This is a genomic window from Massilia paldalensis, assembly GCF_044901715.1.
GTDB classification, from domain to species: Bacteria; Pseudomonadota; Gammaproteobacteria; order Burkholderiales; family Burkholderiaceae_D; genus Telluria; species Telluria paldalensis.
This window is the reverse complement of record NZ_JBJCIU010000003.1, coordinates 631,518-648,740: the sequence shown is the minus strand read 5'-3', so window position 1 is coordinate 648,740 and position 17,223 is coordinate 631,518. Positions and strand designations below refer to the sequence as shown.

Sequence of the window (17,223 nt, the reverse complement as noted above, 5' to 3'; positions counted from 1 at the left end):
ACCTGTGATGAAGGGGCGTCCGGCCACGCGGACGCCCTTGGTGGATTTACTGGATCACGCCGCAGGCGATGCGGTCGCCGCCGCCGCCCAGCGGTTTCGGCTGGTCCGAGTAATTGTCGCCGCCGGCGTGGATCATGAGGGCCTTGCCCTTCACGTCGGCCAGCTTCATCAGGCGCGGCGCCGTCACCGCGACGGTGGCCGTGCCATCGCCGCCCACGACCAGCGGCGGCAGGTCGCCCAGGTGGCCATCGCCGGTCGGACCGGCATGGTGCTTGGTGGCCTGCGGGTCGAAGTGGCCGCCGGCGGCGCCCGCCGCGACCTTCTTGCCGTCCTTTTCGTTGGCGCCGCAGTTGCCCATCTCGTGCACGTGATAACCGTGCGGACCGGCCGGCAGGTCGGTGAGCTTGGGCGTGAACACGAGGCCTTTCGGCGATTCGGTGATCGTCACGTTGCCGATCATCTTGCCGGTGCCGTCCGGCGTCACGAGCGTCATGGGCGCTTGCAGCTTCTCGGCCGATTGGGCCGCCGCGCCGGCGGCAGCGGTGGCGAGGGCGCAGGCCAGCAGCGCGCCGAGGGTCTTGGTCATCATGCCGTCTCCTTTCAGGGATCTTTCAGGTTGAGGATGTGGGGGCGGGAGTAGTGTATTCGATAATACCGGACAGGGTGGGACGGCTGCGGGCGGCCCTGCCATACGCGCTCATGCGTCGGGCGCGAAACGGGCCGCCACGTGGTCGACGAAGCTGCGCAGCTTGAGCGAGCGGTACCTGTCCGGCAGGTAAACGATATGCATCGGCCGGCTCGGCAATGCATAGTCGGGCAACAGGTGGACCAGCCGTCCCGCGCGCACGTCGGCCTCGAGCAGCAGCGCGGGCTGCAGGACGATGCCCAGCCCGTGCAAGGCCGCCTCGCGCAGCGCCTGGCCGTTGTTGATGCTGACCCTGCCCTCGACGGGCACCCGGCAGATGTCCTGCGCGTGCTGCAGGCGCCAGTGCGTCACGTTGGCCGCGCTGAATGCCAGGCAGTCGTGCTGGCGCAGGTCGGAAGGCAGCACCGGCGTGCCGCGCCGCGCCAGATAATCGGGCGCGGCGCAGATCATCAGGCGGTACGGCGCCAGCGGCCGGGCCACGAGGTTGGCGTCGTCCGGCAGCTCGCCGATGCGGATCGCCGCCTCGAAGCCCCCTTCGACCAGGTCGACGACGTGGTCGGACAAGTCCAGGTCGATGTCGACCTGCGGATGGCGCTGCAGGTAGTCCGGCAAGGCCGGCACGAGCGCCTGCGTGCCGAACGTGACGGGGGCGCTGACGCGCAGCTTGCCGGCCGGCGCCAGGCGCATGGCTTGCGCCTGGACGTCGGTCTCCGCCACGAGCCGCAGGATCTCCTTGCAGCGCAAGTAGTAATCTTCGCCGAACGCCGTCAGCGACTGGCGCCGCGTCGTGCGGCGTACCAGCTGCATGCCCAGCCGCTCCTCGAGCGCGCGCAGGTGGTTGCCGACCATCGTCGAAGAGACGCCCGCGTGAAGTGCTGCCGCGCTCAGGCTGCCCTTCTCGACCGTCAGCACATACATCTTCATGCTGTCCAGCAGGTGCATTCGCAAGCTCCGGTTGGAAATCCTCGAATAAAACCGCAGTTTATCTCTTTCTGGTTCGCAATCACACTGGGTGCTCGTTGCTACAGGAGTGAACCATGCATGCCATCCAACTCGTCGCCCCTTCCCTGTCCGGATTGCGCAGGACGGTCCTGGCGGACCCGCAGCCCGGTCCGGGGGAAGTGCTGGTGCGCCTGCGCGCGGCGGCGCTGAACTACATCGACCTCGCCGTCGCCACGGAACGCTTTCCCGGCGCCCGGTTTCCGATGATCCCCGTCTCGGACGGCGCGGGCGAGGTGGTCGCCCTCGGTCCGGATGTCGAGGACGTCGAGGACGTCCGTGTCGGCATGCGCGTCGTCCCCCACTTCATGCCCGACTGGCACAGCGGTCCGCTGGAGCAGCGCCGCGTGCGGCGCATGCGCGGCATCACGCTGCCGGGATCGCTGGCGGAATACGTGGCGGTGCCGGCCGCCAGCGTCGTGCCGCTGCCGGCACACCTCGACTTCGCCCAGGGCGCCACCCTGCCCGTGGCCGCGACGACGGCGTGGAATGCCGTGCGGTCGGCCCAAGTCCGGCCCGGTTCCGTCGTCGTCCTCCTCGGCACGGGCGGCGTCAGCCTGTTCGCGCTTCAATTTGCCAAGGCCAGCGGCGCCACCGTGATCCTGGCGTCGTCGTCGGAGGAAAAGCTCGAACGCGGCCGCCGCCTCGGCGCCGACCACCTGGTCGACTACGTCGCCAGGCCGGACTGGGACGCGGCCGTCATGGACATCACGTCGGGCCGGGGCGCGGACCTCGTCGTGGAAAGCGTCGGCGGCGCTACCTTCGCCCGTTCGATCACCGCCGCGGCCGTCGGCGGCACCGTGTTCACGGTCGGCTTCGTCGGCGGCGCGCACGCCCAGGTCGACGTGCTGGCGATCATGTCCAAGGCGCTGCGCATCGTCGGCAACAACACCGGTTCCGTCGCGGACCTGCGCGAGGCCGTGCGCGCCATCGCGGCCCACCGTATCGAACCCGTCATCGACCGCCGCTTCGGATTCGACGAGGCCGACGATGCGTATGCCGTGCTGGCCGAGGGACGGACGCATGTCGGCAAGCTGGCGATCGTGCATGAAAGAGGTTGAACGACCGGTCCAACCTGAACAGATGAGTACTTGGGCACGCGCAGGTGCCCCTTATTCAGCCAGCATGAATGGGATCATCTAATGACAACACCATTTCTTTGTGACACTATTGGAATTGCAATTTAACCTTGTCGCATTAAACCTGATCGAGAGTTCAGATGAGCAAACCCTTCGCACGCATGGGAGATCGCACGAGTCATGGCGGCACTATCATTACTGGTGACATGACTTGGGAAATTCACGGGAAGGCCGTCGCACGGGTTGGTGACTTGACGGTGTGTCCCAAATGCAAAGGCATCTTTGCCATTACGACCGGCGCCGACGATACGACAGGTTTTGGACAATCGGCCGCACGCGATGGCGACAAGACCGCCTGCGGAGCGACCATTGTCACCTCCCAAGTCACGACGTGGTGGGACAACCATACCGATACTGGCACAGCGTCTTCCCCTTCCGAAAACCTTCAGGTCAATTCCAAGGCGATTGCACAGGAGGCGCCCTCCATCTGCCTCGACTGCCTTGCACAGGCGGCGGCTGCCGGCTCCTCCATGGTTGTCCGAAGCTGAGTCATGATCGACGTCGTCACGCGATTCCAGAACCGCCTGCAAAACGGGACCGCGCTCCACCTCTATGCCCTGGTAGACGGTTTCCAGTACGAGCAGCATACCGGTCGGCGCCTCGAGCATCGAGCTGGTATCAACCGCCCTATCTTCCTGGGCACGGAAGATGAACCGCTTGCCCATGCGGGGCCCTGGCTCGTCGATACCGCGAAAGCACCGGATCAGATACAGCCGCTGTACGAATTGGAGCAAGCCTTCCCATCGGTTTCCTGGCTGATGACATCGATCGACCTGGAAGGATTGAGCCAGTTGCTGCAACTGAAGCTCGATGGCGAGCTGCCCGACGGAAGAAAGGTACTGGTGAGGTTCTACGATCCGCGTGTGTTGGGTAACCTCTTTCAGACGATGAGCGCCGAGCAGAAAGCGGCATTCTTTCATCTGATCGACGAGTGGCTTTTCATCTACAACGGCCGCAGGGTATGGGCGGGGAGGAGCGAATGATCAGGTTCAGCGAGGAACAGCTCGCGCAATTGGATCGATTGGAAAAACTCCAGTACGTGGCCGAAGTTCATCAAATGATCGTCAATGAATATCCGGAGCTTGCCGGAGACAGAAGCCTGCGCGACCGCCTCGAACGCGCCTATGCGCATGCGGTAGCGTTGGGTTTCAAGGACGGTGGCACGATCACGCAATTTCTCTACTACGAAGCCTTCGCGCCGAATTTCTACCGGCAGCCCGCCATCGATGCATGGCTCAGGAAACCAGGCCGAACTGTCGAACAACGGTTTGCGGACCTGCTTGCGCAGGCGAAGTCCAAGCTGAGGGAGGATTGAATGGCTGCGCTCGCTGTCCCACTCCTTGAAGCGGCAGGCGCCGCATTGCTGCGCGCACTCGGCGTTGCAGCCGTCGCCGGTGCCGGCGCAGTCGCCGTCAACGAAGCGGCCAGGAAGAAAGCTGATGCCGCGGACCAGGCGAAAACGGCGCCCATTGCGCAAGCCGGTACGCAGACGCAAACCAAGGACACGTGTTCAAAATGCCCGCCGGATTGCGGCACGCTGGTGGAGCGCAAGTGGAATATGTCCGAGAATTCGCGCTCTTATCAGGCACGCATTACTGGCTTCGCGCCATATACGGAGTGGAACTTCAAGGCCACGGATTTCGATGGGTTCAAGTCGCAAGGCTGCCTCCTGCTAGAAGCTAAAGCGGCTTACGATCAATTTTTTAAATCGGCTTCGCGGCCCAAATTTTTCTTCGAATTTACCGGACTTCCTAAAATTTTAAGCCAGGCTAAACATCAGAGTACGGTAATCAGCATGTCCCCGCCCACGAGATTACATTGGCACTTCATGCAGCCGATGAGCCATGCATATTTCGCCGCAAGATTTCGTGCTTCTTTATTTCCCATAAGAACTTTCCTAACTCCATGATCTTTAATCTTCAGATTAGCGCCAACTTTCGCGTAGCGTCACCTCTTCCTACAATTGAAGAGCAGTATGTTGCTCTATGGAAGCTGGCAAAAACACTACAGAATGCGGGTTTTCCTCTCGATGAGTGGTTTCCGCCTGCAAGTACGCCAGAGCAATCTCTTCTCAACGCTGCGTTCACTGAAACTGGCCCCAGCACAGCAGCGCTGGCAATGGCAAACGCGGACAGCGATAATCATGCAAGCGATAACAGAGATCTAGGCGTATGGAACGGGAAAGAAGATGAAGGGGGAGCAGTCTACACTGTCAATTATGGCACTGGACAAATCCCATCATTTCTTCATTTCCGGTGCGAAGAAGTAAACTCCCTTCGGAACTACAAAAATGTCATCGGATTGGTTCAGTCTATTGTCAATTTGTGGAAGCCAATGCTTGTACAGATAGCGCACGCTGAATACCTCGACCACAGCGTCTTCCCGGACCGGCCAGGCGCAGGCTGGATGATCTACCTCCCCTTCAAGATCGAAAGCCGGCAAGTACCCGAAGCAGCGCAAGTCATCAAGATCATGGACGACGCCGGGAAGCAGCAGCTCGGCACGCTCATCGTAACGGTCGAGGAAACCTTCGATATGGAAAACGAAGAGCACATCAAACGGGCCAACGCCATCGAGACCCGCCTTGTCGATCAGGACCTTCTTCCGACCAACGCGGAATTCGTCGAAAAATTCTGAATGGCCGGGCCGGTCGTGTCATAACTTCTCGATCTGCCGGTCGATCGCCTTCCTGGCCCGCTCGCTGCGCTCGCTGTAGCGGTCGTTCAGGTAGTCGCTGCGGCCGCGCAGCAGCAGCGTCATCTTGAACAGCTCTTCCATCACGTCGACGACGCGGTCGTAGTAGGCCGACGGGCGCATGCGTCCTTCGTCGTCGAACTCCTTGTAGGCCATCGGCACGGAGGACTGGTTCGGAATCGTGAACATGCGCATCCAGCGCCCCAGCAGGCGCAGCGTGTTCACGACGTTGAACGATTGCGAGCCGCCACACACCTGCATGACGGCCAGCGTGCGTCCCTGGCTCGGGCGGATGGCGCCCTGCTCCAGCGGGATCCAGTCGATCTGGTTCTTCATCACGGCGGTGACGGCGCCGTGGCGCTCCGGACTGCACCAGACCTGCCCTTCCGACCACATGCACAGTTCGCGCAGCTCGACCACCTTCGGGTGCGTCTCCGGCACGCTGCCCACCATCGGCAGCTCCATCGGATCGAAGATCTTCACCTCGGCGCCGAAGTGCTCGAGGATGCGCGCCGCCTCGTAGGTGAGGAAGCGGCTGAAGGAGCGCTCGCGCAGCGAGCCGTACAGCATCAGGATGCGCGGCGGATGGTCGAACGATGCGGCCGACTCCAGCTTGGCGGGCGTCGGCAGGTCGAGTTGCTCGGGGCGGATGTTGGGGAGATGCGGGATCTTGTCCATGATGCGCTCGCGGTTGGTTCAGGAGAGGCGCAGGGCCAGCGCGCACAGCGTGACGAACAGGATCGGCAGCGTCAGCACGATCCCCACGCGGAAATAGTAGCCCCACGAAATGCGGATGTCCTTGCCGGCCAGGACGTGCAGCCACAGCAGCGTGGCCAGGCTGCCGATCGGCGTGATCTTCGGGCCCAGGTCGCAGCCGATCACGTTCGCATACACCATCGCTTCGCGCACGGCGCCCGTGGCCCTGCTGGCATCGATCGACAGGGCGCCCACCAGCACGGTCGGCATATTGTTCATCACGGACGACAGCAGCGCGGCGATAAAACCCGTGCCGAGGGCGGCGCCCCACACGCCGTACTGCGCGCAGCGCTCCAGCACGCCCGCCAGCCATTCGGTGAGGCCGGCGTTGCGCAAGCCGTAGACGACCAGGTACATCCCAAGCGAGAAGACGACGACCTGCCACGGCGCCCCCTTGACCACTTCGCGCACGGGAATCGCCTGCCCGCGCGCGGCGACGAGCAGCAGCACGATGGCACCGGCTGCGGCCACCGCGCTGATCGGCACGCCGAGGTCGTCGAGCCAGAAGAAACCCACGAGCAGGGACGCCAGTACCCACCAGCCGGTCGTGAACGTGGCGCGGTCGCGGATGGCGGCCTGTGGCGGCCGGAGCTGGGCGAGGTCGTAGTGCGCGGGGATGTCGCGGCCGAAGTACCAGAGCAGCGCGCACAGCGTCGCCGCCGTCGCCGCCAGGTCGACCGGCACCATCACGGCCGCGTAGCGCGCGAAGCCGATGCCGAAATAATCGGCGGACACGATGTTGACGAGGTTCGAGACGACCAGCGGCAGGCTCGCCATGTCGGCGATGAAGCCGGCCGCCATCACGTAGGCCAGTACGGCGCGCGGCGGAAAGCGCAGCGCCGCCAGCATGGCGACGACGATGGGCGTGAGGATGAGCGCGGCGCCGTCGTTCGCGAACAGGGCGGCGACGGCCGCCCCGAGCAGCACCAAGAGCACGAACAGCCGGCGCCCCGACCCGCCGCCCCAGCGCGCCACGTGCAGCGCGGCCCACTCGAAGAAGCCGGCGCGGTCGAGCACGAGGCTGATCAGGATGATGGCGACGAAGGCGCCGGTGGCGTTCCACACGATGTGCCACACCACCGGGATATCGCCGACGTGGATGACGCCTGCCAGCAGCGCCGCGATGGCGCCGGCTGCCGCGCTCCAGCCGATGCCCAGGCCGCGCGGCTGCCAGATGACGAGGACCAGAGTCGCGACGAAGATGAGGAAGGCAACGGGCACGGGCGTCCTTCTTTCTCAGGCGACGACGGTGGCAATGGTGCCGATGCGGTCCAGCGCGGCCTTGAACGCGGCGCGGTCGCCCTGCAATGCGTCCAGCGGCAAGGCCAGGAAGGCCTCGATGCGCGCGCGCAGGATCGCGTACGCTCGCTCGAACGCGGCCGCGATCTCGTCGTCCGTGCCGGTGACGTGGCTGGGATCCTCGACGCCCCAGTGCGTGCGCAGCACGGGGCCCAGGTAGGCGGGGCAGGTTTCGCCGGCGGCGCTGGCGCAGACCGTGACGACGATGTCCGGCGTGACGGGCAGGCCCTCCCAGGACTTGCTGTAGTAGCCCTCGGTCGGAATGCCCTTGCGCTGCAGGAGCGCGAGCGCCCGTTCGTTCAGCTTGCCCGTGGGCTGGCTGCCCGCGCTGAGCGCGCGCCAGCCGGCCGGCGCCAGGTGGTTGAACAGGGCTTCGCTGATGAGCGAGCGGCAGGAGTTGCCGGTGCAAAGGAAAAGGACGTTCATGGGGGCTTTCGGGAGGTTCAGCAGGAATTGGCCGGCGTGCAGGGCGCGCCGCCGCAGCAGTTTTCGGTGAGGAAGCCGAGCAGCGCGTTCATCGTGTCGAAGCGGGCCGCGTAGATGACGAAGCGGCCGTCCTGGCGCGCGGTCACGAGGCCCGCATGCGCCAGCTCCTTCAGGTGGAAGGACAGCGAGGAATTGGCGATGTCCAGCGATTCCGCGATGCGGCTGGCGGCCAGGCCTTCCGGGCCGGCCTGGACCAGCAGGCGGAAGGCGGCGAGGCGCGACTCGTGGGCCAGCGCGGCCAGGGCGGTGACGGCGTCGGGTGATTGCATGGACGGATTCCTGTGTCGGTGGGCGGAATCGTATCACTCATTTTTCGACATTTCCACAATTATCGAAATGATTTCACGGCGTCGCATGGAGAACGATGGAGACGGGCGAAAAAAAACGGCACCCGAAGGTGCCGTTCTCATCAGCCGTTCAAGCGGCTGAGGCTGACGCGAGGATTACTCGCCTTCGCCCGGATGCTGCTCGGCGTGGGCCGCCTGCTGCTGGTCTTCCATCGCCTGCAGTTCGGCAGCCATATTGGCCTTCTCCTGCTGCAGCAGTGCCTGGCGCTCTTCCGCCTCCCACTGCTCCTTCTCCTTGCGGGCGCGGTGGAATGCCAGGCCGGTGCCGCCAGGGATCAGGCGGCCGACGATGACGTTTTCCTTCAGGCCGCGCAGACCGTCGCGCTTGCCCATGATCGCCGCTTCGGTCAGCACGCGGGTGGTTTCCTGGAACGATGCGGCCGAGATGAACGAGTCGGTCGACAGCGATGCCTTGGTAATACCCAGCAGCACGTTTTCGTACTGTGCCGGCAGCTTGCCGACGGCGTTGACCTTGTCGTTCTCTTCCAGCAGTTCCGAACGCTCCACCTGCTCGCCGACGATGTAGTCGGTGTCGCCGGCATCGGTGATCTGGACACGACGCAGCATCTGGCGAACGATCACCTCGATGTGCTTGTCGTTGATCTTCACACCCTGCAGACGGTACACGTCCTGCACTTCGTCGACGATGTAGCGGGCCAGCGCTTCGATACCCAGCAGGCGCAGGATGTCTTGCGGATCGGCCGGGCCGTCCACGATCATCTCGCCCTTGTTCACCACCTGGCCGTCGTGCACCAGCACTTGTTTGTCCTTGGTGATCAGGAACTCGTGCTTGTTGCCGTCCATGTCGGTGATTTCCAGGCGCTGCTTGCCCTTGGTCTCTTTACCGAATGCGACCGTACCGGTGACTTCCGCCAGCATGCCGGCATCTTTCGGCGAACGGGCTTCGAACAGCTCGGCAACGCGCGGCAGACCACCGGTAATGTCACGGGTCTTCTGCGATTCGGTCGGGATACGTGCAAGCACTTCACCCACCGACACTTGCTGGCCATCCTTGACCATGATCAGTGCGCCGACCTGGAAACCGATCGTCACGGCGTGTTCGGTGCCGGCGATCTTGACTTCCTGGCCTTCTTCGTTCAGCAGCTTGACCTGCGGACGGTTGACCTTGCCCGAACCACGACGCTTCGGATCGATTGCCACCAGGGTCGACAGGCCGGTCACTTCATCCACCTGACGCGCGACGGTGACGCCCTCTTCCACGTTCTCGAACTTGATCGTGCCACCGTATTCCGTGATGATCGGACGGGTCAGCGGATCCCAGGTCGCCAGCGGCGTGCCTGCCTTCACGGCCAGGCCGTCATGGACGGTCAGGGTCGCGCCGTACGGCACCTTGTGGCGCTCGCGCTCGCGGCCGTGGTCGTCCGTGATCAGCACTTCGCCGGAACGCGAAATGACGATCTGGGCGCCCTTGCCGTTGGTCACGTAACGCATGGTCGCGGTGAAGCGGACCGTACCGTTCGACTTGGCTTCGACCGACGATGCCACTGCTGCACGCGATGCCGCACCACCGATGTGGAAGGTACGCATGGTCAGCTGGGTACCCGGCTCACCGATCGACTGTGCTGCCACGACGCCGACTGCTTCGCCCGAGTTGACCAGCAGGCCGCGGCCCAGGTCGCGGCCGTAGCACTTGGCGCACAGGCCGTAGCGCGTGTCGCAGTTCAGCGGGGTGCGGACCTTGACTTCGTCGATGCCCAGGCGCTCGATCTCTTCGACCATGTCTTCGTCCAGCAGCGTGCCGGCTTCGTACAGGGTTGCCTGCGTTTCCGGATTCACGATGTCGGTACCGGCGACGCGGCCGAGGATACGGTCGCGCAGCGGCTCGATGACTTCACCGCCTTCGACCATCGCCTTCATGTGCGTGCCGTTGGTGGTGCCGCAATCGTCCTCGATGACCACCAGGTCCTGGGTCACGTCGACCAGGCGGCGGGTCAGGTAACCCGAGTTTGCCGTCTTCAGCGCGGTGTCGGCCAGACCCTTACGGGCGCCGTGCGTCGAGATGAAGTACTGCAACACGTTCAGGCCTTCGCGGAAGTTCGCGGTAATCGGCGTTTCGATAATCGAGCCGTCCGGTTTCGCCATCAGGCCGCGCATACCGGCCAGCTGGCGAATCTGCGCTGCGGAACCGCGGGCGCCCGAGTCGGCCATCATGTAAATCGCGTTGAACGATTCCTGGGTGCTTTCGCTGCCGTCGCGCTTGGTGACCGGCTCGACTTTCAGCTGGTCCATCATCGCCTTGCCGACTTCGTCCGAGGTCTTGCCCCAGATGTCGACGACCTTGTTGTAACGCTCGCCAGCGGTGACCAGACCCGAGGCGTACTGCTGCTCGATCTGCTTCACTTCCGCTTCGGCGGTCGCGATCATGGTCTTCTTGACGTCCGGGATCAGCATGTCGTCCACGGCGATCGAGATACCGGCGCGGGTTGCCAGGCGGAAGCCCGACTGCATCAGCTTGTCGGCAAACACGACGGTCGCACGCAGGCCGCACTTGCGGAACGACGTGTTGATCAGCTTCGAGATTTCCTTCTTCTTCAGCGCGCGGTTCAGCACCGAGAACGGCAGGCCTTTCGGCAGGATCTCGGACAGGATCGCACGGCCGACGGTGGTCTCGTAGCGGGTCAGGGTACGGTCGAAGCCGCCTTCGTCGTTCTTCGGATGCTCGACGATACGCACGGTGATGCGGGTCGCCAGCTCGACTTCCTTGTTGTCATACGCGCGGATGACTTCCGACACGTCCGGGAACAGCATGCCTTCGCCCTTGGCGTTGATCGCCTCGCGGGTCGCGTAGTACAGACCCAGCACGATATCCTGGGACGGCACGATCGACGGTTCGCCGTTCGACGGGAACAGGATGTTGTTCGAGGCCAGCATCAGGGTGCGGGCTTCCATCTGTGCTTCGATCGACAGCGGGACGTGGACTGCCATCTGGTCACCGTCGAAGTCGGCGTTGAACGCCGCGCAGACCAGCGGGTGCAGCTGGATCGCCTTGCCTTCGATCAGCACCGGCTCGAACGCCTGGATACCCAGGCGGTGCAGCGTCGGCGCACGGTTCAGCATGACCGGGTGCTCTTTGATGACTTCTTCCAGGATGTCCCAGACGACCGGTTCCTGCTGCTCGACCAGCTTCTTGGCGGCCTTGATGGTCGTTGCCAGACCCATCAGTTCCAGCTTGTTGAAGATGAACGGCTTGAACAGTTCCAGGGCCATCAGCTTCGGCAGGCCGCACTGGTGCAGTTTCAGCTGCGGACCCACCACGATGACCGAACGGCCCGAGTAGTCGACGCGCTTGCCCAGCAGGTTCTGACGGAAACGACCGCCCTTACCCTTGATCATTTCAGCCAGCGACTTCAGCGGACGCTTGTTGGCGCCGGTCATCGCCTTGCCGCGACGGCCGTTGTCCAGCAGCGAGTCGACCGCTTCCTGCAGCATGCGCTTTTCGTTGCGCGTGATGATCTCCGGAGCGCGCAGTTCCATCAGGCGCTTCAGGCGGTTGTTACGGTTGATGACGCGGCGATACAGGTCGTTCAGGTCGGACGTGGCAAAACGGCCGCCGTCCAGCGGGACGAGCGGACGCAGCTCCGGCGGCAGGACCGGGAGCACTTCCATGATCATCCAGTCCGGCTTGATGCCCGAACGCTGGAATGCCTCGAGCACTTTCAGGCGCTTGGCGTATTTCTTGATCTTGGCTTCGGACTTCGACTCTTTCAGTTCGACGCGCAGGGCTTCGGCTTCGCGGTCGATGTCGATCGAGCGCAGCAGTTCACGGATGCCTTCGGCGCCCATGAATGCGGTGAAGTCGTCGCCGTACTCTTCGTACTTGGCGGCGTAGTCGTCTTCCGACATGATCTGGCACTTCTTCAGCGGGGTCATGCCCGGATCGGTCACGACGTATGCTTCGAAGTACAGCACGCGTTCGATATCGCGCAGCGTCATGTCCAGGACCATGCCCAGGCGCGACGGCAGCGACTTCAGGAACCAGATGTGCGCGGTCGGCGAGGCCAGCTCGATGTGGCCCATGCGCTCGCGGCGCACTTTTGCCAGCGTGACTTCGACGCCGCACTTCTCGCAGATGACGCCGCGGTGCTTCAGGCGCTTGTACTTGCCGCACAGGCATTCGTAGTCCTTGATCGGACCAAAGATCTTTGCGCAGAACAGGCCGTCACGTTCCGGCTTGAACGTACGGTAGTTGATGGTTTCCGGCTTCTTGACTTCGCCGAACGACCACGAACGGATTTTCTCGGGCGACGCCAGGCCAATCTTGATGGCGTCGAAGCTCTCGTTTTGCTGAACTTGCTTGAATAGATCGAGCAGTGCTTTCATTTATCACTCCGGGTGATTGAATTCTGTACTAAGTACTACTACCGCCGCTTCTCACCGATTTTCGCCGGTGCTTGCGCGACCCCTACCCTTGAAAGCGTCATCCCCGCGCAGGCGGGGATCCAATTTTTTCGGCTAATCTACCGAAATTTGGCCCCGGCCTGCGCCGGGGCGACGGTTCGAGGATAGCAGGCCGTGCCCGAAGGCGGCGGCCATGCTGCCCTGCTTAGCTGCGCTCGAGATCGATGTCGATACCCAGCGAGCGGATTTCCTTCACCAGCACGTTGAACGATTCCGGCATACCGGCATCGATCACGTGGTCGCCCTTGACCAGGTTCTCGTACACCTTGGTACGGCCATTCACGTCGTCCGACTTGACGGTCAGCATTTCCTGCAGCACGTACGATGCGCCGTACGCTTCCAGTGCCCACACCTCCATCTCACCGAAGCGCTGGCCACCGAACTGGGCTTTACCGCCCAGCGGCTGCTGCGTCACCAGCGAGTACGGGCCGGTCGAACGGGCGTGCATCTTGTCGTCGACCAGGTGGTGCAGCTTCAGCATGTGCATGAAGCCGACGGTGACCTTGCGCTCGAATGCTTCGCCGGTACGGCCGTCGAACATGGTGACCTGGTTCTTCGACGGGGTCATGCCCAGGTGCTTCGCGATCGGGTCGGGGAAGGCCAGGTCCAGCATGCGGCGGATTTCTTCCTCGTGCGCACCGTCGAACACCGGGGTCGCGAACGGCACGCCGTTCTTGAGGTTGTTCGCCAGCTCGACGATTTCCTGGTCGCTGAAGTTGTCCAGGTCTTCCTTCTTGCCCGTTTCGTTGTAGATCTTGCCCAGGAACGTACGCAGCTGCTCGGTCTCGGCTTTCGCCTTGATCATTTCGCCCAGACGCAGGCCCAGGCCCTTCGCTGCCCAACCGAGGTGGGTTTCGAGGATCTGGCCGACGTTCATACGCGACGGCACGCCCAGCGGGTTCAGCACGACGTCGGCCGGGGTACCGTCGGCCATGAACGGCATGTCTTCGACCGGCACGATACGCGAGACCACACCCTTGTTACCGTGGCGGCCTGCCATCTTGTCGCCCGACTGCAGGCGGCGCTTGACGGCCAGGTAGACCTTGACCATCTTCTGCACGCCCGGCTGCAGCTCGTCGCCTTGCGTCAGCTTCTTGCGTTTCTCTTCGAAGGCCAGGTCGAACTGGTGGCGCTTCTCGTTGATCGATTCCTTCATCGCCTCCAGGGCGTTGGCGGTATCGTCGTCGGCCGGACGGATGTCGAACCAGTGGAACTTGTCCAGGTCGTCCAGGTAGGCCTTGTCGATCACGGCACCCTTGTTCAGCTTCTTCGGACCGCCGTTGACGGTCTTGCCGACGAGCAGGCGCTCCAGACGCTGGAAGGCGTCGCCTTCCACGATGCGCAGCTGGTCGTTCAGGTCCAGGCGGTAGCGCTTCAGCTCGTCGTCGATGATCTGCTGGGCGCGCTTGTCGCGCACGATGCCTTCACGGGTGAACACTTGCACGTCGATCACGGTACCGACCATGCCCGACGGCACGCGCAGCGACGTGTCTTTCACGTCCGACGCTTTTTCGCCGAAGATCGCGCGCAGCAGCTTCTCTTCCGGGGTCAGCTGGGTTTCGCCTTTCGGGGTCACCTTACCGACCAGCACGTCGCCGGCTTGCACTTCGGCGCCGATGTAGACGATGCCCGACTCGTCCAGGCGAGCCAGCTGGTTTTCCGCCAGGTTGGAGATGTCGCGGGTGATCTCTTCAGGACCGAGCTTGGTGTCGCGTGCGACGACCGACAGTTCCTCGATGTGGATCGAGGTGTAGCGATCGTCCTTGACCACGTTCTCCGAGATGAGGATCGAGTCCTCGAAGTTCAAGCCGTTCCACGGCATGAACGCCACCAGCATGTTCTGGCCCAGTGCCAGTTCGCCCAGGTCGGTCGATGCGCCGTCGGCGATGACGTCGTTGCGCGCAACGCGGTCGCCCACTTTCACGATCGGACGCTGGTTGATGTTGGTGTTCTGGTTCGAACGGGTGTACTTGATCAGGTTGTAGATGTCGACGCCGACTTCGCCAGCCTGCGCTTCGTCATCGTTCACACGGATCACGACACGGCCGGCATCGACGTAGTCGACGATACCGCCACGGGTCGCCTGCACGGTGGTGCCCGAGTCGACCGCGACGGTGCGCTCGATGCCGGTACCGACGAAGGCTTTTTCCGGACGCAGGCAAGGCACGGCCTGGCGCTGCATGTTGGCGCCCATCAGTGCACGGTTCGCGTCATCGTGCTCCAGGAACGGAATCAGCGATGCTGCGACCGACACGATCTGGCCCGGGGCCACGTCCATGTACTGGATGCGTTCCGGCGACACGAGGATGGTCTCGCCCGCTTCACGTGCCGACACCAGCTCGTCGATCAGCTGACCTTCTTCGTTGATCTTCGCGTTTGCCTGGGCAATGATGTAACGGCCTTCTTCGATCGCCGACAGGTATTCGATCTTGTCGGTGACCTTGGAACCGTCGACCTTGCGGTACGGGGTTTCCAGGAAGCCGTATTCGTTCAGGCGGGCGTACAGAGCCAGCGAGTTGATCAGGCCGATGTTCGGGCCTTCCGGCGTTTCGATCGGGCAGACGCGGCCGTAGTGGGTCGGGTGCACGTCGCGCACCTCGAAGCCGGCGCGTTCGCGGGTCAGGCCGCCCGGGCCCAGTGCGGAAACGCGACGCTTGTGCGTGATTTCCGACAGCGGGTTGGTCTGGTCCATGAACTGCGACAGCTGCGACGAACCGAAGAACTCGCGGATGGCGGCCGAGATCGGCTTGCTGTTGATCAGGTCGTGCGGCATCAGGTTGTCCGCTTCGGCCTGGCCGAGGCGTTCCTTGACGGCGCGCTCCACGCGCACGAGGCCGGCGCGGAACTGGTTTTCCGCCAGTTCGCCGACGCAACGCACGCGACGGTTGCCCAGGTGGTCGATGTCATCGACTTCGCCGCGGCCGTTACGCAGTTCGACCAGGATCTTGATCACTGCCAGGATGTCGTCGTTCGACAGGGTCATGTCGCCGACCAGTTCATCGCGGCCGATGCGGCGGTTGAACTTCATGCGGCCGACAGCCGACAGGTCGTAGCGTTCCGGCATGTAGAACAGGCCGTTGAACAGCGCTTCCACCGACTCTTCGGTCGGCGGTTCGCCCGGACGCATCATGCGGTAGATCGCCACGCGCGCGGCGGTCTGGTCGGCGGTGTCGTCGGTGCGCAGCGTCTGCGAGATGTAGGCGCCCTGGTCCAGGTCGTTGGTGTACAGGGTCTGGATGCCTTCGATATTGGCATCGCGCAGCTTGCCCAGCAGCTCGTCGGTCAGCTCGTCGTTGGCGTTGGCGATGATCTCGCCCGTGTCCGGATCCACGACATTGGTCGCCAGCACGCGGCCGACCAGGTAGTCTTCCGGCACCGAGATGTGCTTGATGCCGGCGTTCTCGACGTCACGCACGTTCTTGGCGTTGATGCGCTTGTCCTTGGTGACCAGGGTCTTGCCCGACTTCGGATCGACGATGTCGAAGCGCGCGACTTCGCCGCGCAGGCGCTCGGCCACGAATTCCAGTTCCGCGCCTTCCGAGCGCAGGTTGAAGTTGTCGAACACGAAGAAGTTCGCCAGGATCTGTTCCGGCGTCATGCCGATGGCCTTCAGCAGGATCGTCACCGGCATCTTGCGGCGGCGGTCGACGCGGAAGAACAGGATGTCCTTCGGGTCGAACTCGAAGTCCAGCCACGAGCCGCGGTAAGGAATGATGCGGGCCGAGAACAGCAGCTTGCCCGACGAGTGCGTCTTGCCGCGGTCGTGTTCGAAGAACACGCCCGGCGAACGGTGCAGCTGCGAGACGATCACGCGCTCGGTACCGTTGATGACGAACGAGCCGTTGGCGGTCATGAGCGGCAGTTCGCCCATGTAGACTTCCTGCTCTTTCATTTCCTTCACGACCGGCTTGGTCGGCGATTCCTTGTCCAGGATCACCAGACGCACCTTGGCGCGCAGCGGCGATGCGAAGGTCAGGCCACGCTGCTGGCATTCCTTGACGTCGAAAGCGGGGTCACCCAGTACGTAGGAGAGGAATTCCAGGCGCGCGAAGCCGTTGTGCGACACGATCGGGAAGATGGAGGTGAAGGCCGATTGCAGGCCTTCGTTCTTGCGGGCGACAGGACCTGCGTCTGCCTGCAGGAAGTTCTCGTAGGACTCCAGTTGGGTGGCCAGGAGATAGGGAACGTTGTGAACGTTGGCGCGCTTCGCGAACGACTTGCGAATGCGTTTCTTCTCAGTAAATGAGTAGTGCATGGACACTCCGTGAGTGACAGAAAGGATGAGAATTCAGGGATTGCCAGTGGCTGAGCCACCACATGCAAGGCCTCAATGCTCGTCGCTGTCCGTCGGGTGAAAAGGAACCGGTACTGCTGTGTTACGATTATTGCGTGCTGCGGTGCTTCTGAAGCGAGGTCATGCTGTTTGCCGTAGGGACGA

Annotated in this window: 14 protein-coding genes; 6 read left to right on the top strand and 8 right to left on the bottom strand. The window is 63.2% G+C overall.

What is annotated here, in order from left to right; translation table 11 throughout:
• Positions 1 to 46: 46 nt before the first annotated feature.
• Together sodC and ACI1V7_RS17645 are read right to left on the bottom strand one after the other, a co-directional pair.
• Entirely contained in the window at positions 47 to 589 is a 543-nt protein-coding gene (sodC, locus tag ACI1V7_RS17650) for a superoxide dismutase [Cu-Zn] SodC (protein ID WP_404533097.1), read from the bottom strand.
• Between the two features lie 108 nt (positions 590 to 697).
• Complete coding sequence (locus ACI1V7_RS17645; protein WP_404533096.1) at positions 698 to 1,588, bottom strand: LysR family transcriptional regulator; 891 nt, start codon at positions 1,586 to 1,588, stop codon at positions 698 to 700.
• A gap of 95 nt (positions 1,589 to 1,683) precedes the next feature.
• On the opposite strand from ACI1V7_RS17645, the gene ACI1V7_RS17640 reads away from it, so the two are divergent.
• From ACI1V7_RS17640 to ACI1V7_RS17615, 6 genes are all read left to right on the top strand, one after another.
• Positions 1,684 to 2,706, top strand: coding sequence for a zinc-dependent alcohol dehydrogenase family protein (locus ACI1V7_RS17640; RefSeq protein ID WP_404533095.1), 1,023 nt, complete (start codon positions 1,684 to 1,686; stop codon positions 2,704 to 2,706).
• Positions 2,707 to 2,864: 158 nt separating this feature from the next.
• Positions 2,865 to 3,272 (top strand): PAAR domain-containing protein, encoded by a 408-nt coding sequence (locus tag ACI1V7_RS17635; protein WP_404533094.1) that lies wholly within the window; start codon positions 2,865 to 2,867, stop codon positions 3,270 to 3,272.
• A 3-nt stretch (positions 3,273 to 3,275) separates the two neighbouring features.
• Positions 3,276 to 3,767 carry a DUF4123 domain-containing protein gene (locus ACI1V7_RS17630; protein WP_404533093.1) on the top strand — a complete coding sequence of 164 codons (492 nt, stop codon included), beginning with the start codon at positions 3,276 to 3,278 and terminating at the stop codon, positions 3,765 to 3,767.
• Positions 3,764 to 4,099 (top strand): hypothetical protein, encoded by a 336-nt coding sequence (locus tag ACI1V7_RS17625; RefSeq protein WP_404533092.1) that lies wholly within the window; start codon positions 3,764 to 3,766, stop codon positions 4,097 to 4,099. Before ACI1V7_RS17630 ends, ACI1V7_RS17625 begins: the two co-directional genes overlap by 4 nt.
• On the top strand, positions 4,100 to 4,693 hold the full coding sequence (locus tag ACI1V7_RS17620) for a restriction endonuclease fold toxin 5 domain-containing protein (protein WP_404533091.1): 594 nt from the start codon (positions 4,100 to 4,102) through the stop codon (positions 4,691 to 4,693).
• Positions 4,690 to 5,421 carry an Imm52 family immunity protein gene (locus ACI1V7_RS17615; RefSeq protein ID WP_404533090.1) on the top strand — a complete coding sequence of 244 codons (732 nt, stop codon included), beginning with the start codon at positions 4,690 to 4,692 and terminating at the stop codon, positions 5,419 to 5,421. Before ACI1V7_RS17620 ends, ACI1V7_RS17615 begins: the two co-directional genes overlap by 4 nt.
• An 18-nt stretch (positions 5,422 to 5,439) precedes the next feature.
• Here ACI1V7_RS17615 and arsH read toward each other — a convergent pair whose 3' ends face one another.
• The 6 genes from arsH to rpoB form a co-directional block, all read right to left on the bottom strand.
• Positions 5,440 to 6,156, bottom strand: coding sequence for an arsenical resistance protein ArsH (gene arsH / locus ACI1V7_RS17610; RefSeq protein WP_404533089.1), 717 nt, complete (start codon positions 6,154 to 6,156; stop codon positions 5,440 to 5,442).
• Positions 6,157 to 6,174: 18 nt separating this feature from the next.
• Positions 6,175 to 7,455: an arsenic transporter gene (locus tag ACI1V7_RS17605; protein ID WP_404533088.1), complete on the bottom strand. Its 1,281-nt coding sequence runs from the start codon at positions 7,453 to 7,455 to the stop codon at positions 6,175 to 6,177.
• A 15-nt stretch (positions 7,456 to 7,470) separates the two neighbouring features.
• Entirely contained in the window at positions 7,471 to 7,959 is a 489-nt protein-coding gene (locus ACI1V7_RS17600) for an arsenate reductase ArsC (RefSeq protein WP_404533087.1), read from the bottom strand.
• Between the two features lie 17 nt (positions 7,960 to 7,976).
• On the bottom strand, positions 7,977 to 8,288 hold the full coding sequence (locus tag ACI1V7_RS17595; protein ID WP_404533086.1) for an ArsR/SmtB family transcription factor: 312 nt from the start codon (positions 8,286 to 8,288) through the stop codon (positions 7,977 to 7,979).
• Positions 8,289 to 8,462: 174 nt separating this feature from the next.
• Complete coding sequence (gene rpoC / locus ACI1V7_RS17590) at positions 8,463 to 12,707, bottom strand: DNA-directed RNA polymerase subunit beta' (protein WP_404533085.1); 4,245 nt, start codon at positions 12,705 to 12,707, stop codon at positions 8,463 to 8,465.
• A 223-nt stretch (positions 12,708 to 12,930) separates the two neighbouring features.
• Positions 12,931 to 17,040 (bottom strand): DNA-directed RNA polymerase subunit beta, encoded by a 4,110-nt coding sequence (gene rpoB, locus ACI1V7_RS17585; RefSeq protein WP_404533084.1) that lies wholly within the window; start codon positions 17,038 to 17,040, stop codon positions 12,931 to 12,933.
• Positions 17,041 to 17,223: the final 183 nt, after the last annotated feature.

Coding starts and splice junctions, on each gene's coding strand:
- sodC (WP_404533097.1), bottom strand. CDS start 589: ATGATGACCAAGACCCTCGGCGCGCTGCTGGCCTGCGCCCTCGCCACC.
- ACI1V7_RS17645 (WP_404533096.1), bottom strand. CDS start 1,588: ATGCACCTGCTGGACAGCATGAAGATGTATGTGCTGACGGTCGAGAAG.
- ACI1V7_RS17640 (WP_404533095.1), top strand. CDS start 1,684: ATGCATGCCATCCAACTCGTCGCCCCTTCCCTGTCCGGATTGCGCAGG.
- ACI1V7_RS17635 (WP_404533094.1), top strand. CDS start 2,865: ATGAGCAAACCCTTCGCACGCATGGGAGATCGCACGAGTCATGGCGGC.
- ACI1V7_RS17630 (WP_404533093.1), top strand. CDS start 3,276: ATGATCGACGTCGTCACGCGATTCCAGAACCGCCTGCAAAACGGGACC.
- ACI1V7_RS17625 (WP_404533092.1), top strand. CDS start 3,764: ATGATCAGGTTCAGCGAGGAACAGCTCGCGCAATTGGATCGATTGGAA.
- ACI1V7_RS17620 (WP_404533091.1), top strand. CDS start 4,100: ATGGCTGCGCTCGCTGTCCCACTCCTTGAAGCGGCAGGCGCCGCATTG.
- ACI1V7_RS17615 (WP_404533090.1), top strand. CDS start 4,690: ATGATCTTTAATCTTCAGATTAGCGCCAACTTTCGCGTAGCGTCACCT.
- arsH (WP_404533089.1), bottom strand. CDS start 6,156: ATGGACAAGATCCCGCATCTCCCCAACATCCGCCCCGAGCAACTCGAC.
- ACI1V7_RS17600 (WP_404533087.1), bottom strand. CDS start 7,959: ATGAACGTCCTTTTCCTTTGCACCGGCAACTCCTGCCGCTCGCTCATC.
- ACI1V7_RS17595 (WP_404533086.1), bottom strand. CDS start 8,288: ATGCAATCACCCGACGCCGTCACCGCCCTGGCCGCGCTGGCCCACGAG.
- rpoC (WP_404533085.1), bottom strand. CDS start 12,707: ATGAAAGCACTGCTCGATCTATTCAAGCAAGTTCAGCAAAACGAGAGC.
- rpoB (WP_404533084.1), bottom strand. CDS start 17,040: ATGCACTACTCATTTACTGAGAAGAAACGCATTCGCAAGTCGTTCGCG.